Genomic DNA, 15362 nt, shown 5'->3' on the forward strand with positions numbered 1-15362 from the left:
TTAGTAGCGGGAACCGGACTCGAACCGATGACCTTCGGGTTATGAGCCCGACGAGCTACCTACTGCTCCATCCCGCGATATTGGATTGCAAAGGTACAAATATTTTTTACAAATCCTAATTTTTCTTTTAAATAAAGGACTTTTACAGAAACTATTTTATTATTTGTATCTTTGTTCTATGGCAAAGATATTGAAAATTTACCCAGACAACCCTCAGGAAAATCTTGTGAATGAGGTTATTAAAACATTAAATAACGGCGGACTAATTATCTATCCTTCAGATACAATTTATGCGCTAGGCTGTAACATTTTTGATATAAAAGCCATGGAAAAACTGGCCCAATTAAAAAAATTAAAGCTGGAAAAGTCAAAATTCTCTATCATTTGTAATGATTTGAGCCATCTTTCTGACTTTACCAGGCCCATTGACACTTCCGTTTTTAGGTTTCTAAAAAGTCATCTTCCAGGTCCTTTTACATTTATTCTTGAAGCTAATAAAAGTTTACCATTGGCTTATAAAGGGCACAAAACAATTGGTATTCGTGTTCCCGATCATCCGATACCACAGCTTATCGTTGAAAAACTAGGCCACCCTATTGCATCAACATCTATTCATGATGATGATGAAATCATTGAATATTCTACAGACCCTGAGCTTATCGCTGAAAAATATGATCACCTTGTAGATATTGTCATTGATTCAGGATATGGAGATAACGTAGCTTCAACCATTGTAGACCTTACCTCTGGGGAACCAGAAATCATCCGTCAGGGAAAAGGAATTATTTAGTTTAGGAATTAGATTTCAAGGGTCGCGATAGACAGAATTAGGATTATGGGGCTTAACGGGAAATATTCTATAGGAATTTTACTCACTTTTATTCTTTTAGCTGCAGTAATGCTGTATGTCTTTCCTGTTATCAGAATGGTTACGGGAATAAAAAGTATTACGGCAAATAGTTTTTTTCTAAGCCGGCTAGGCATCTGGAGTGTTCTGTTCATCGTATTTTTGTATTCATACTTTATTGAAAAAGGATCTTTTCTACTAAAGGATGAAAAGAAATATTCCCTTGGGTTTTATATAAAGGCTATTATCTGCTTATACTTGATTTGTGCAATAGGAGGTGCATTCATAAATGTATTGCTTCAATTATTGTTACAGGAAAAAATCAGTAATAAGCTCCTCCAACTTACCTCAATTTTTAAGAATAATTATTTTTTAATTATTTTAACATGCCTTACAGCAGGCATTGTAGAAGAATTTCTGATGCGGGGCTACATACAGCCCAGAATTGAGAAAATATACAACAGTCCTCTTTGGGGAGTTGTTGTATCTGCATTACTATTTGGAATTCTTCACAGTACTTACGGAACAATAGGCCAGGTGGTCATACCTTTCTTTATTGGAGCCGTTTTTGCTATGTTTTATAAAAAATATTCAAATATTAAAATTCTGATCATCTGCCATTTTATGTTTGATCTGGTATCCCTGATGATTATGAACTTTATGGATTTTAAACACTTATCTGTATTTTAACATTATGAAAATTATAACATCTCCTGCAAAATTAATGAACGTAGAAAATTCAACAGATCTATTGAAATCTACTACTCCAAAATTCATTGAAGATGCAGCATTTATACATTCTTATTTAAAAGAAAAATCTCCAAAATATCTTTCCGAATTGATGGAAATATCGCCTAAACTGGCTGATGAAAACTGGGAAAGAAATCAAAGATGGAAATCTAAACCTACTGCAAAGGAGTCTGCACCGGCTATGTTTGCGTTCACGGGCGAAGTGTACAGAGGGTTGGATGCAAAGACACTTGACAAAAATGCTGTTGACTATTTACAGAAGAACTACAGAATGCTTTCCGGGTTGTACGGATTACTAAGACCATCTGATAAAGTAATGCTGTACCGATTGGAAATGGGTCGTCATTTTGAGTTTGAACAATATAAAAACCTGTATGAATTCTGGAGAGAAAAAATTACAGAACAGCTTAATTCTGAGATGAAAAAAGGAGAAATTCTGCTTCATCTGGCCAGCAATGAGTATGGAAAAGTAATCGACAGAAAAAAATTAAACCATAAGGTAATTGACTTTGATTTTTATGAGTTAAAGGAGGGCAAGCTGAAAACTATTGTTGTTTATACAAAGCATGCAAGAGGGCTTGTGGTAAGATTCTGTGCTGAAACCAATGCAAAAACACTGGATGATGTAAAAGCTTTCAATTACGAAAGATACAGAATTGATGAAGAGAAGTCTACTGATACAAAACTGGTTTTCACAAGATAATGACAATCTCAGCCTATAAAAAATATTTTAAAGCAGAACTTTCCGACCTTTATACTGAGTCGGAAAGCGCTTTTTTATCATCTTTGTTCATTCATAAAATTGTTGGTTTCGATAACTTTCAGCAGAGAAGATCCTCTGAACAGGAACTTTTAATGGATGATGAGAAACAACTTTATCATTTGGTTTCTGAATTAAAGACAGGAAAACCCTATCAGCAGATTCTGGGTGAAACTGAATTCTATGGAATGAAATTCTTCGTAGATGAAAATGTTCTGATTCCTCGCCCCGAAACTGAAGAACTGCTTGAAATAGCGATCCGTGAAATTCAGGGACTTGAAGTTAAGGCCCAAGAATTAAGAATTCTGGATATTGGAACCGGTAGCGGTGTGATTCCTTTAGTTTTAAAGAAACATTTCCCGAACGCTAAAGTTTCTTCAATAGATTTTTCTGAAAAAGCCCTGAAAACGGCTCAGCAAAATGCTGATTATCATCAATTGGAAATTCAATTCATTCATGGGGATTATCTTAGTTTTGAATTGACTGAAAATTATGATATTATCATTTCAAACCCTCCATATATAGGAATTGAGGAAGAAATTGAAATAGCAGATTCTGTGAAAGAATTTGAGCCTAAAATGGCCCTCTTCTCTCCTACTTCTGATGCTTTAATTTTTTACAGAAAAATTGCAGAAGATGCTAAGGATCACTTGAATAATGACGGACTTCTATTTTTAGAAATCAACCAAAAGCTTGGACCTGAAACCCTTGAATTGTATATGTATTTTTCCAATGCTCAATTAATAAAGGATTTATCTGAGAATGACAGATTTATCTACGGAAAGAAATAAGTACATTGATCTCCCATAAAACATAACCATTTCATTGAAACCATGATCATCAAATCACATAATATCAACAATATAAAAGTTGCAGAAGTAATTTCTGATGAAGTAATCATTCAATCGGTACAGGATGGGCTAAATCTAATGGGAGATATTTATTATCAGGGCTTTGACAAAATAATTGTCTATGAAAAAGATATTACCCCCGATTTCTTTGATTTAAAAACTAAAATGGCAGGAGAAATCCTGCAGAAGTTTTCCAATTACCGTATTGGATTAGCCATTATCGGTGATTTCAGCAAATATGAAAGTAAGAGCATGAAAGATTTTATTTATGAAAGCAATAAAACAAGACATGTCAACTTTCTAGAAACATTGGAAGATGCTTTAGAAAACTTTCTAAAATAAATATTTCTATAATATTAAGCTTTATTCTAAGTTTTATCTATGCTAGTCAGGCGCTCTTCTTACTGACCGACGTACACTCTGCCCATCTTATTTCTACAATATGGGCTAACTTCCTATAACAGAACAAAAAGTATTATTTTTTTGAAAAGCTAATGGTAAAACTTTTGAAAGAAAACTCAGTGAAATAGTCTTTCATCTTCACCAAATCCACACTTTGACATCGAAATTGCATCCAAATTTTCTTTAATAATTAAAAAAAACTATGCATTTAGTTCATTTGATAGATGCATTATATAAAAATAAAATCAACAAAATTACTATATGAATAAACAAAACCAAATAAAAATCAATTATTAATTAAAAAATAAGGTCAATGAAAATTTAATTGACAGAAAGTGATGAAATAATATAATTAATTCATATTTTTGCATAAACACAAGCATTATGAATATCATTATTTTAAATACTACAACTACGATTTCGACGTAGTTCACTATTTGCTAATCACATTTGAATTTCTTAGCAAAATCAGCATAACAAAAATAATATTATAACAATAAAAGCCTTTCTTTTTATTGCTGCTATTATTTTACGCTCACAATCTGACGATTCATTATTTTCAAAGAAGTTGATATGCCTATCAATTTCTAAGATGAATATGTGATCTGAAAATCAAAAAAAACAATATCCATTTTTAAAAAATTTAAAAGTACTACAGGTATTTTTAGTACTTAATATTGTTAGCAACTATTATTAACACACAAATAAATTCACAAGCAATGAAAATTTTTCTTTTACAAATTTCGATTTTTTTAGTTAGTATTTCTGCACATGCTCAGGTAGGGATAAATATTCCTAATCCGGACGAAAGTGCAGCTTTAGACGTTTATAGCCAAAATAAAGGAATGCTAATCCCCAGACTTACTACAGCGAAAAGAGATGCTATATCTAAGCCTGCTAATTCTCTTCTTATTTATGATACGGATAAAAAGTGCCTGAGCCAGAATATAGGAACTCCTACCGCTCCGGATTGGTTATGTATCAGTAATAATGCTGTTAAGATGTTTTATATGCCGAGTGTTTCTTTCGATACTTCCCAGAATGCTAATGCCCAAACAAAAGATTTATATACCCTTTATAAAAATCAATTTGGATCTCCGAAAGCAAAAAGTGCAAGCGCACCAACCTCAATTCCTTTTTTTCCATCAAACAAAGACCTTTATTATTATGTGACGGATGCAGATCCTAATGTATTCAGTAATATTTCGATTTCGGATTCTGGTGTAATGACCTATGATGTGAGAGCGGCAGCAACAGATTGTTCTTTTATTAATATTGTTTTTGTTGTAAAATAAGTAAGCTATGATAAAGAGCAACCTAATTATACAACATAAAAGATTTTTGTTTATTTTTTTACTGTTTATTTTTTCTCAACATATTTCAGCACAGAATGAACAAGGGACAGGTTATCCGTACTTCGTAAGCTTCACACAGGGCTTGCAGCCACAAGAGGCTTATAAAGTATCCACAAACGGAGTTCAGAATGATGCAACCTTTACTACTGATGGTTTACGATTAACCCGAAATGTAAACAATACATCCGGAGGAGTAATATTGGCTGACAAAATATTTAAAAGCAACCAGGGAATTAAGTTTGAATTTGAATATGCAATTTATGGCGGAGACTCTAATGGTGGAGATGGTATATCTATATTTTTAGTAGATGGGTCGATTCCTAAAGATCAACTTAATATTGGATACTTTGGAGGAGGTTTAGGCTATACCTTTGTTCTGAGAAACTCAAACCAAGGGGGAAATCTTGAGGGATTAAGAGGTGCCTATCTAGGAATTGGGCTGGATGAGTTTGGAAATTTTAAAACGAAATTCCGTCAGGGAGACCGGACGAGAAATGGACTTTCTGACGCATCAATAGCCAATTGGCGGAGTAATGTAACTTTAAGAGGAAAACGTGGCAATCAATATCTTTCGTCTTCTGAGCCTGCAGGATACAATGGTTATCCGTTACTTTACAGTACAGCAACCAATGCAGCTCCCTCAAGCAGTAATCGCTCAGTATACCTGGATGTTCAAACAGGAAAGCATATTGCTACTCAAAATTCAAATTTTAAGCAATTCACTATAGAGAGTGGCGGAAATACAATTCCTCAAAATGACAGTGATGTTAGATACCGTAAAGCGTTTGTAACATTAGTTCCGAACCCTTCCGGCGGTTATAATGTAACTCTAGAAATACAACATGGAGATGTTAAGGAAAAAGTTATTGATAATTACTATTATCCCACTTCTTTAAAATATACAGAGAATGCAACACAAACCAGTCAGGTTAGAACTCTGGATACTTCTCCACCTGCAACTTTTAGAATTGGTTTTGCTGCATCAACAGGAGCTGCCAAAAATATACATCTATTAAAAAACTTAGGGGTTAGCAAGCCTTATGCTGCTGAAGTAACAGATGATTTATTTGCGGGATGTCCAAAGATAAAATCCATGCATGCTCCCCTACTCAATGATGTTGCCTATTCTTCCATCAATGGTCAAAACCCGCCAACACCATCTTATAACAACATTGATTTTAATTCATTCCGATTTTTAGATATCAATGGTGCTGTGATTCCCAATATAGTGGGTGGTGTGTATACCAATAATGAAGGTACGTGGACGTATTACCCATCGACAGGAAAAGTTTCTTTCAAGCCAGCTAATGGATTTACCGGAACGGCTAAAATAAGATATGATATCAAAGGAGGTGGCAGAAATGGGACCGAAAGTCCTTACAATAATGAAGATTACAGATCAATGCCGGCACTCATACAGGTTAATGTATCAAGCTCCAATAACTGCAGCAAGGCTTGTGTTATTTCTAACAAAAATGTAACTCAAAAAATAGATTATCCTCGTTAAGACAAACCGGTTAATACTAAAATATAATAACTAAATGTAATAAAACCAGCTTTTTAAAGGCTGGTTTTTGCATTAGCAATTATTATTAAAAATCAATGGATATTCTTTTTAATAAAATATTGAATCGCTTCTTCTATGGCATTATCAAGGGCTCTATACTGAATACCCAGTTTCTCTACTGACTTTTGATTGGAATAATAATTATAGATCTGAAGTGCTTTCATATTGGAAGTGCTGAGCCCTGTTTTTATTTTTAACAGCCTCATGCTATCTCCTATCAAACCAAGAAAACTCAAAACTTTATTAGGAATTGGGATCATCATTGGATTCTGTCCTGTAATTCTGCTTACTTTTTCGAAAAAATCTTGATAGCTTAGATTTTCACCGGCTAAAAGATATCTTTCACCATTCTTTCCTTTATTTATAGCGTCTACTACTCCATTGGCAACATCTTCTACATGAACAAAGTTTTTCCCTCCTTTCGGATAGAAAACCAAATTCTTTTTCCAGGCCCAGAAGATCAGTTTTCCGGAGCTTGGCTTCGTATCGTAAGCACCAATCATGAAAGTGGGGTTCAGAATAATCACATCAACGTTCTTACGATTTTGTAAAAGAAAATTTTCAGCTTCAAGTTTACTTTGGGCGTAAAAGGTTTTTGTAAAAGGATACTTTTGTTCTTTTTCTTCGTTTCCTAACTGCTTTTCATCTCCATAGCCTAATGTATTGGCAGAACTTATGAACAGAAATTTTCTTACTCTGCAGGCTTCTGCCTGAATCAATAAATTCGCTGTCATTTCATAATTTACTTTTCTGTAATCATCATAACTGAGCAAATTTTGTCGTGTTTCTGCAGCAATATGAATCACGCAATCCGTTTCCTTAAGAAATATGGAAAGATCGGATGAAAAGTCTGCTTCTACCAGCTTCAGATTCTCATTTTTCTCGCCCACATAGTTGCTTTTCTTGCGCACCAGAGCAATAACAGTATAACCATCTTTTAATAATTTAATTATAACATTGGTTCCCAGAAGTCCTGTAGCTCCGGTTACAAAAATGTTTTTCATGCTTCGATCTCTCTTTTTATGGCCTGGGTCATCAATGGAAGCTTGATCCATATCGGAACGAGCTTCATCACCAACCAGCTTATTGGATTCACCATAATTACGGAATCTTTTTTAAATAACTGCTGAATACAGCGGGAAGCTACTTTATCAGGATTTAAAAGTGTCATTTTCCCCCAGAAGCCTTGTTTTTCAATTCTTTTGCAGACATCGGCATTGGTTTTCATAGCTCCGGGATTTACAACGCTTACAAAGACATTGGTATCTTTTAATTCTTCATGCAATCCTCTTGAGAATGAATGGATAAAGGTTTTTGTTGCCGGATAAACTGTCTTAAAGCCTATAGGAGAAAAGGCAGCCATGCTGGAGACGTTTAAAATATAAGCCTTGGGCTGTCTTAAAAGATTAGGCAGAAGTTGATGAGTAATGAGTGAGGTTGCCGCTACATTGACCTGAAGAATTGTATTGATATAATCTGAGCTTGCTTCTGTAAACCTTTTAGTTCCGCCAAGTCCTGCATTATTAATCAAAATATGGATATTGAAAGACGAATTAAGCCATTCTGTAAGTTTCAACACATTTTGATTGATGGAGAGATCTACTTCGTAATAATGTGCCTTTATTTGATATTTTTCTTCAAGCTGTTTGGCAAGTTCTTTTAGGTTCTGGTTGGGCAGACTCACCAATACGACATTAATGTTTTTCATTGCCAGATTTTCAGCAAATGCTTTTCCTAAGCCTTGGCTTGCTCCTGTAACTACTGCGTACGATTCCTTGGTATCCATAAGATTAAATTTTACAGTACAAAGCTATCGCAGAAATACCCCTTTAATGTTCCGAATTATCTGAACGAACCTATTTCCCAATCAAAAGACAACAAATACACAATTAATTAAAAACCAATTACTTAAACACAAGTAAAAGTAAAACTTTATAAACTTGAACCTATTTTTTGAACTCAGAAGGAGTTTGGCCGGTCAATTTTTTAAAAGTTGTATTAAATGAAGTTTTGGAATTGAATCCTGATTCATAGGCAATCCCTAAAATTGATAATTTGCTATCAGCTTCCTTTAAAAGCTTTTTAGCATACTCTACTCTAAATTCATTAATGTACTGGAAAAAGTTTTTTCCAAATCCGGTATTAATTACATAGGATAAATGATGAGTGGAAACGGATAGCATTTCTGCCAATTTAATCAAATTCAGTTCACTGTCAAGATAAGGTTTTTGGGTGTTCATTATCCTTTCCAGCTGGGTTTTAATCTTTAATAATTCTTCATCAGAAATCAGTTTTCTTTTTAGATCTTCTGAATCTGAATCTTCATTAATGGAAATGAGTTCCTCCCGTTGTTTTTCTTCCAGGGGATAAATCTCTTTTTCTTTCAGGGAATAGTAACCGACACAGTAAATAACAAGTAAAAAAACGGTGTTGATAAAGAAGTTTAATGATTTGGGATCATAAAATAGATTATAAATTACATAGATAATATTCACAGCAAAAAGCACCAGAATAATATACTCCAGCCAATTCAGATCAATACCTTCTGTATTGGAAGAAAACTGTTGGATTTTTCGTTGATGTTTTCTGATGGTAATATAGGAAAGTCCTGTATAAAATAATGCCTGAACTAAAATAAGAATGACAGCCAAAGATTCAAACGGATTCTTGTAGCCAAGTCTTACTAATATTAGACAGGCTAAAAATGCTGCTGGCAGCAGTAGAAATTTAAAATCTGTTATTTTAAACCTAAAGGACGGGTTGGTATAGAATAATACACTTAGGTAGAAAAAGATAGGGGTAAGATATTGTATAGACCTTATCACAAAAAGGGAATGAAATTCAATAACTGAACCTGTAATAAGGAAAAGCACCTCGTCCATCCAAAATGTGGACCACAGGAAAAGAAAGAGCCCAAACCAAAAGTTAGCTTTTTTATTAACTTTTAAAGGGTTAGCCAGCTTTAATAAAGAAAGCAAAACCAATGAACCATAGATAAGTATCACGATGAAACTATTAAATTCTGATGTGTTCATTGGTTTTGATATTTTAATTAAAAATAGCTTTTATCCTATTCGCTTCCTTACAAAGATCTGATAGCCCAGATAAATTAATGGAAGTGACATTACGCCAAGGTAGAACAAATTGCTCATTGCCAGCTGCGGATGCATTACTATAGAGTAAACAAGTCCGAAAAAGGCACCTCCTAAGTGAGCTGCATGCCCAAGGTTATCCCATTGCTTTGGATTCAGCATCATGTACACGGAATATCCGAAATACAGCGTTCCAAACAGCCATCCCGGTAAAAAGTTGACACTAATCTCATTCGGAGCCATTGCTATGGAAGCAAAAATAATACCTGAAACGGCTCCTGATGCTCCGATTGCGGAATACCAAGGCTGCTTTTGATAAATCTGTAAGCTAAATAGATTACCCAAAATCATTGATCCGAAATAAACGATTAAAAATCCTATTTCTCCAAAAAAATGGATCACCACTCCCTGGAAAAAATAGAGGGAAAGCATATTGAAAAACAAATGCATAAAGTCTGCATGTAAAAATGCAGAGCTGATTAATCTTATATATTCTTTTTTGTGGGCAATTGCACCAACATTGAATTTATATTTTTCAAATAAACTGGTATTGTTGAATCCCATGTAACTAAAAATACATGTGATTGCAATGATAATCAAAACTACTATACTCATCTGGTATTTTTTATTTTATTCTCTTGAAAATACGAAAACTGCTTTTCAATATATTCTATTCGGTTTCGTTATCTCCACCCCCCTGAAACAAATCTCCGATGATCCCTCCATCTTCATCTATGTCACCTGTTGGTTCCGGATCTTCATATACTTCCGGCTCTTCCTCTACCGGTTCCGGAATGGTAATATTAATGGCCTTTACCTTGAATTTTGTAAACTGGTTTCCGATGGCCTTTATCCCTTTTACAGCAATAAATTCATCGATATTTATGGTTTCCGGATCACGTTCCTTGCCCTTATCTTTTGCAAAAATGATTTCTGCAGTGACGTCATTGGCAATAATCACATTTTCTATGAATGATTTTGGATGTTCAGAAGGCATAAAGGTTTGTAAGTTAACCGTATTTTCCAACAGGAATCTCTTGATAAAGTAAATATCCTTTTCCCCATCATAGTAAATACAAGTAATAGGCTGTGAAGGTCGCCATTTTTCAAGTACCAGATATTCATCATCAAAACGGTTCCCCAAATCGAATGAAACCAGCTTCACTTCTCCATTGGTATTAATCGTCAGAATCTTGTCATCTCCTTTAAAGCTTCCCAATAATGTTCCCCTTGCATCAGCATTCAGTCTTCTTACGGTATCATCAAACCAGATTCTTCTTGGAGCGAGTGTAGAAACCCCCTCTTCTTTCATATCTACTTTCTTTACAGCATATTTGGTCACCAGATTTCCTTTAGAGTCACGTCCTTTGATGGCTAGCTCAGAGAAATTGATCTCCATTTTATTCTTTCTGATTCTTGGATTTGGCTTTAAAAGTACAGTTACCGTTTCCGCTTCTCCATTAGGATTGGCTGAAAAATACAGTGTTTCTGAACCTTTTTTATCGGAAGCCAAAGGATAATCTGTATTTCTGGTAACTCCTGTTACAGAGAAACGCTTCATATAGAACGGACCTTCTCTTCCTTCACGGTAGATCATATTGTAAACCGTTCTCTTATCGTTTTTCTTCCAAATAGCAACGTGAAGAATATCTTTTCCAATGAATGTTTTAGCCTCCACTTTTACCACTTTCATGCTGCCATCTTTTCTGAAAGTAATAATATCATCAATATCCGAACAATCGAATAAATATTGATCTTTTTTCAATGAGGTTCCAATAAAGCCTTCTTCAAAGTTCGCATAGAACTTCTCATTGGCAACAGCAACCTTAGTAGCATCAATGGTATCAAAAATTCTAAGCTCGGTTTTTCTTTGCTTGTCTTTTCCGTATTTCTTCTGAATATTTAAATAATAGTCAATGGCATACGTGATCAGGTTTGCAAGGTGGTGTTTTACCTGCTCTATTTTGCCTTCAAGAGAAGCAATGTTTTCTTTAAATTTATCTAAATCGAATCTTGAAATTCTCTTGATTCTGATTTCTGTTAATCTTAGAATGTCCTCTTCTGTAACCGCTCTTAAAAGATGTCCGGTATGAGGCTTCAGTCCGGCATCAATTGTTTTCAAGACATCTTCCCAGGTTTTCACCTCTTCGATATCATGATAGACTCTGTTTTCTATAAAGATCCTTTCCAAGGATGAGAAATGCCAGCTTTCCTGAAGTTCGTGAAGTTCTATTTCAAGCTCTTTTTTCAGCAATGAAACCGTGTGATCGGTATTCATTCTCAGAATCTCGGAAACGTTCAGGAACATAGGTTTATCGCCTACAATTACACAAGCATTGGGAGAAATGGTTACCTGACAGTCGGTAAATGCATATAAAGCATCAATCGTCTTATCTGGAGAAACATCATTATGAATATGAACCAGTATTTCTACTTTATCAGAAGTATTATCCTCAATCTTTTTGATCTTGATCTTTCCTCTCTCATTGGCCTTTAAAATAGAATCAATAAGATCACTTGTCGTCTTGGAATAAGGAAGTTCTGAAATCACCAGCAAATGTTTGTCTGTCTGGGTAATTTTTGCTCTTGCTCTTACTTTTCCTCCTCTGTGACCGTCATTATACTCAGAAACATCAAGATATCCGGCTGTTAAAAAATCCGGATACAACTCAAATTTCTTTCCTTTTAAATAGGCTACAGATGCGTTGATCAGTTCATTGAAGTTGTGTGGAAGTATCTTGGTGGAAAGCCCTACCCCAATTCCTTCTACCCCTTGAGTAAGAAGCAATGGAAACTTAACCGGAAGATCAATGGGTTCATTATTTCTTCCGTCATAGGACTTCGTCCAATCGGTTGTTTTAGGATTGAATACTACTTCCAGAGCGAAAGGCGTCAATCTGGCCTCAATATATCTTGCTGCTGCTGCGGAATCTCCTGTATAGATATTCCCCCAGTTTCCCTGAGTGTCTATCAGTAGTTCTTTCTGACCGATCTGTACCATGGCATCTGTAATGGAGGCATCACCATGAGGGTGATACTTCATGGTATTTCCCACGATATTAGCTACCTTATTGTAACGGCCATCCTCCAGTTCCCGCATAGAGTGCATGATTCTTCGCTGTACAGGCTTCAACCCGTCATATACGGAAGGAATAGCCCTATCCAGAATTACATAGGAAGCATAATCCAGAAACCAATCCTTATAAAGACCGGAGACTTTCTTTAAGCTTTCACCCTCATGCGAATATTCTTCTGTCGTCATCTGTTATATTAATCTTTTTTCTCTTTATTAGCTTTCACTACTTTATTCAGAGAGAGTTTTAAATCGTTTACTTCTTTTCTGCTCAAGTAAGAAATATGGTACTTCAGGATAGTGGAACCATTATTTTTACTTGAAAGTGTAATGTATAATCTTTTGATAAAGAAAATACTGACTACATCATATTTTATCAGTTTATATTTTGGAAATTCATCATGAAGGGGTTGATTAAAAAAAGGAATGATATTTCTATTTTTAAAATTCAATGCTTCTCCATCACTGTCATATTCGAAGATTTGTCTTCCACTAAGATAAAAAACAATCAGCATCAATACAGGAATAATAATGAGTAAATAACTCTCATTTCCTAATGTATTAAATCGATATTTATTAGCCAGAAACCCAAGTATTCCAAAGACCATTATCATGAGTAGTAGAGTACTTAAAGAATTATAAACTGATATTTTATTACGGTTACTTAGTCTCATTTGATTCTTATGTTGTTGCCAGTCTATAAACTGTCTACGTCATTCAAAATTTGTTTTTTATCAATATCCGTATCATCTTCTACCACTAGATTTTCAAGGATAAAAGCCTGTCTGTCCGGGGTATTTTTCCCCATATAAAACTCCAATAGCTGTTCTATGGTCTGATCTTTTCCCACTACCACTGGTTCCAAACGGATATCTTTACCAATGAAGTGTTTAAATTCATCCGGCGAAATCTCCCCTAATCCCTTAAATCGAGTAATTTCAGGGTTTTTACCCAGATCATTCAGTGCTTTTACTCTTTCTGCTTCTGAATAGCAATACCTTGTTTCTTTTTTATTTCTAACCCTGAATAAAGGAGTCTGAAGAATATAAAGGTGATTATTTTTGATCAGGTCAGGGAAAAACTGAAGGAAGAATGTGATCATCAATAGACGAATGTGCATTCCATCCACATCGGCATCGGTTGCAATAATTACCTGATTATATCTAAGGTCCTCCAAGCTTTCCTCAATATTTAAAGCAGCCTGAAGAAGGTTAAATTCTTCATTTTCATATACCACTTTCTTGGTAAGGCCATAGCAATTCAGAGGCTTACCTTTTAATGAAAATACAGCCTGTGTTTCTACATCCCTGGACTTTGTGATAGATCCTGATGCAGAATCTCCCTCGGTAATAAAGATCTGTGTATCTCCTTTTCTTTCGGCTTTCTGATCGTTATAATGCTGTCTGCAGTCACGAAGTTTTTTATTGTGCAGAGATACTTTTTTGGCCCTTTCCCTTGCCAGTTTCTGGATTCCGGAAAGTTCTTTTCTTTCTCTTTCTGAGATTAATATTTTTCTTTGAATTCCTTCTGCAATTTCTGGATTCTTGTGCAGGAAGTTATCTAGCTTGCTTTTAAGAAAATCAATGATGAAAGTTCTTACGGTAGGTCCATTAGGTCCCATATCGTTAGATCCCAACTTTGTTTTAGTCTGAGATTCAAATACAGGTTCTTCAACATTAATAGAAATTGCTGCAATGATAGATTTTCTAATATCGGAAGCATCAAAGCTTTTATTAAAAAACTCACGGATTGTCTTCACATAGGCTTCACGGAAAGCATTAAGGTGTGTTCCACCCTGTGTTGTATTCTGTCCATTTACGAATGAGAAGTACGTTTCTGTCTGAGATTTGTCAGAATGGGTAATTGCAACCTCAATATCTTCATCTTTCAAATGAATAATCGGATAAAGGATATCGCTTTCTAATTCTTCTTCTAACAAGTCCTTAAGACCATTTTCAGAAAAATAAGTTTCTCCGTTGAAAAGAATTTTCAGTCCCGGATTCAGATAAGCATAGTTACGCAGCATTCTTTCGATATACTCTTTTCTATACTTGAAATGCAAAAATATTTCACTATCGGGAATGAATGAAATTTCAGTTCCATTTCTGTCAGAAGTTTCCTTTTCATCAAAGTCTTCCTGGATCATACCGCGTGAAAACTCTGCTGCTTTCATCTTTCCATCACGGAAAGAGCGTACCTTGAAATACTCTGAAAGAGCATTTACGGCCTTGGTACCCACCCCATTCAGTCCGACAGATTTCTTGAACGCCTTGCTGTCGTATTTACCTCCGGTATTCATCTTGGAAACAGCATCTACCATTTTCCCCAGCGGGATTCCACGACCGAAGTCACGAATGGTAACCTTGCCATCGTCCAGTTTTATTTCAATTCTTTTTCCAGATCTCATTCTGAACTCATCGATCGAGTTGTCCAGAATTTCTTTAAGTAAAATGTAAATACCATCATCCGCGGAGGAACCATCACCGAGCTTCCCGATGTACATGCCGGGACGCAGACGGATATGTTCCTGCCAATCGAGGGTTCTGATATTATCTTCGGAGTAGGTTGGATTTATTTCTTGTGACATATATGATTTCAGCAAACATACAAAAGTACGAAATTGTACAAAATTATCCGAATTTTAAAGTTCATTTTTTTATCAACA

The 15362-nt window shown here is 35.1% G+C and carries 14 protein-coding genes and 1 tRNA gene; 7 read left to right on the forward strand and 8 right to left on the reverse strand.

Features of this window, described 5'->3' with window-relative positions; genetic code table 11:
* Positions 1 to 4 precede the first annotated feature (4 nt).
* Positions 5 to 77, reverse strand: a tRNA-Met gene (locus SCA31_RS14075).
* Between the two features lie 101 nt (positions 78 to 178).
* Between SCA31_RS14075 and SCA31_RS14080 the strand changes: the two genes are divergently transcribed.
* From SCA31_RS14080 to SCA31_RS14110, 7 genes are all read left to right on the forward strand, one after another.
* Positions 179 to 790: an L-threonylcarbamoyladenylate synthase gene (locus tag SCA31_RS14080; protein ID WP_273005363.1), complete on the forward strand. Its 612-nt coding sequence runs from the start codon at positions 179 to 181 to the stop codon at positions 788 to 790.
* A gap of 45 nt (positions 791 to 835) precedes the next feature.
* Positions 836 to 1537: a CPBP family intramembrane glutamic endopeptidase gene (locus SCA31_RS14085; protein WP_410697602.1), complete on the forward strand. Its 702-nt coding sequence runs from the start codon at positions 836 to 838 to the stop codon at positions 1535 to 1537.
* 4 nt (positions 1538 to 1541) lie between these two features.
* Positions 1542 to 2300 (forward strand): peroxide stress protein YaaA, encoded by a 759-nt coding sequence (gene yaaA / locus SCA31_RS14090; RefSeq protein ID WP_410697603.1) that lies wholly within the window; start codon positions 1542 to 1544, stop codon positions 2298 to 2300.
* Entirely contained in the window at positions 2300 to 3148 is an 849-nt protein-coding gene (gene prmC / locus SCA31_RS14095) for a peptide chain release factor N(5)-glutamine methyltransferase (RefSeq protein WP_410697604.1), read from the forward strand. Before yaaA ends, prmC begins: the two co-directional genes overlap by 1 nt.
* 42 nt (positions 3149 to 3190) lie before the next feature.
* Entirely contained in the window at positions 3191 to 3550 is a 360-nt protein-coding gene (locus SCA31_RS14100) for a DUF4180 domain-containing protein (protein ID WP_410697605.1), read from the forward strand.
* Positions 3551 to 4329: 779 nt separating this feature from the next.
* A complete protein-coding gene (locus SCA31_RS14105; RefSeq protein ID WP_410697606.1) occupies positions 4330 to 4905 on the forward strand; it encodes a hypothetical protein in 576 nt (191 codons plus the stop codon).
* Positions 4906 to 4912: 7 nt separating this feature from the next.
* A complete protein-coding gene (locus tag SCA31_RS14110) occupies positions 4913 to 6472 on the forward strand; it encodes a lectin-like domain-containing protein (protein WP_410697607.1) in 1560 nt (519 codons plus the stop codon).
* A gap of 92 nt (positions 6473 to 6564) precedes the next feature.
* Here the strand turns inward: SCA31_RS14110 and SCA31_RS14115 are convergent, their stop codons facing one another.
* From SCA31_RS14115 to SCA31_RS14145, 7 genes are all read right to left on the reverse strand, one after another.
* Positions 6565 to 7536, reverse strand: coding sequence for an NAD-dependent epimerase/dehydratase family protein (locus SCA31_RS14115; RefSeq protein WP_410697608.1), 972 nt, complete (start codon positions 7534 to 7536; stop codon positions 6565 to 6567).
* Complete coding sequence (locus SCA31_RS14120; RefSeq protein ID WP_410697609.1) at positions 7533 to 8318, reverse strand: SDR family NAD(P)-dependent oxidoreductase; 786 nt, start codon at positions 8316 to 8318, stop codon at positions 7533 to 7535. The genes SCA31_RS14115 and SCA31_RS14120 overlap by 4 nt, the downstream gene beginning before the upstream one ends.
* 160 nt (positions 8319 to 8478) lie before the next feature.
* Positions 8479 to 9567: a helix-turn-helix domain-containing protein gene (locus SCA31_RS14125; RefSeq protein ID WP_410697610.1), complete on the reverse strand. Its 1089-nt coding sequence runs from the start codon at positions 9565 to 9567 to the stop codon at positions 8479 to 8481.
* A gap of 30 nt (positions 9568 to 9597) precedes the next feature.
* Positions 9598 to 10239 (reverse strand): rhomboid family intramembrane serine protease, encoded by a 642-nt coding sequence (locus SCA31_RS14130; RefSeq protein WP_410697611.1) that lies wholly within the window; start codon positions 10237 to 10239, stop codon positions 9598 to 9600.
* Between the two features lie 55 nt (positions 10240 to 10294).
* Entirely contained in the window at positions 10295 to 12886 is a 2592-nt protein-coding gene (locus SCA31_RS14135) for a DNA gyrase/topoisomerase IV subunit A (protein WP_410697612.1), read from the reverse strand.
* 8 nt (positions 12887 to 12894) lie between these two features.
* Complete coding sequence (locus tag SCA31_RS14140; protein ID WP_410697613.1) at positions 12895 to 13305, reverse strand: hypothetical protein; 411 nt, start codon at positions 13303 to 13305, stop codon at positions 12895 to 12897.
* Between the two features lie 89 nt (positions 13306 to 13394).
* Entirely contained in the window at positions 13395 to 15284 is a 1890-nt protein-coding gene (locus SCA31_RS14145) for a DNA topoisomerase IV subunit B (RefSeq protein WP_410697614.1), read from the reverse strand.
* Between the last annotated feature and the right edge of the window lie 78 nt (positions 15285 to 15362).

It is taken from the genome of Chryseobacterium sp. SIMBA_028 (assembly GCF_046535285.1).
In the GTDB taxonomy this organism is placed as follows: Bacteria; Bacteroidota; Bacteroidia; order Flavobacteriales; family Weeksellaceae; genus Chryseobacterium.

What these genes read in the sequence shown, in the direction of transcription:
- SCA31_RS14080 (WP_273005363.1), top strand. Translation starts at nt 179, where the DNA reads ATGGCAAAGATATTGAAAATTTACCCAGACAACCCTCAGGAAAATCTT.
- SCA31_RS14085 (WP_410697602.1), top strand. Translation starts at nt 836, where the DNA reads ATGGGGCTTAACGGGAAATATTCTATAGGAATTTTACTCACTTTTATT.
- yaaA (WP_410697603.1), top strand. Translation starts at nt 1,542, where the DNA reads ATGAAAATTATAACATCTCCTGCAAAATTAATGAACGTAGAAAATTCA.
- SCA31_RS14145 (WP_410697614.1), bottom strand. Translation starts at nt 15,284, where the DNA reads ATGTCACAAGAAATAAATCCAACCTACTCCGAAGATAATATCAGAACC.
- prmC (WP_410697604.1), top strand. Translation starts at nt 2,300, where the DNA reads ATGACAATCTCAGCCTATAAAAAATATTTTAAAGCAGAACTTTCCGAC.
- SCA31_RS14130 (WP_410697611.1), bottom strand. Translation starts at nt 10,239, where the DNA reads ATGAGTATAGTAGTTTTGATTATCATTGCAATCACATGTATTTTTAGT.
- SCA31_RS14100 (WP_410697605.1), top strand. Translation starts at nt 3,191, where the DNA reads ATGATCATCAAATCACATAATATCAACAATATAAAAGTTGCAGAAGTA.
- SCA31_RS14120 (WP_410697609.1), bottom strand. Translation starts at nt 8,318, where the DNA reads ATGGATACCAAGGAATCGTACGCAGTAGTTACAGGAGCAAGCCAAGGC.
- SCA31_RS14140 (WP_410697613.1), bottom strand. Translation starts at nt 13,305, where the DNA reads ATGGTCTTTGGAATACTTGGGTTTCTGGCTAATAAATATCGATTTAAT.
- SCA31_RS14110 (WP_410697607.1), top strand. Translation starts at nt 4,913, where the DNA reads ATGATAAAGAGCAACCTAATTATACAACATAAAAGATTTTTGTTTATT.
- SCA31_RS14135 (WP_410697612.1), bottom strand. Translation starts at nt 12,886, where the DNA reads ATGACGACAGAAGAATATTCGCATGAGGGTGAAAGCTTAAAGAAAGTC.
- SCA31_RS14105 (WP_410697606.1), top strand. Translation starts at nt 4,330, where the DNA reads ATGAAAATTTTTCTTTTACAAATTTCGATTTTTTTAGTTAGTATTTCT.
- SCA31_RS14125 (WP_410697610.1), bottom strand. Translation starts at nt 9,567, where the DNA reads ATGAACACATCAGAATTTAATAGTTTCATCGTGATACTTATCTATGGT.
- SCA31_RS14115 (WP_410697608.1), bottom strand. Translation starts at nt 7,536, where the DNA reads ATGAAAAACATTTTTGTAACCGGAGCTACAGGACTTCTGGGAACCAAT.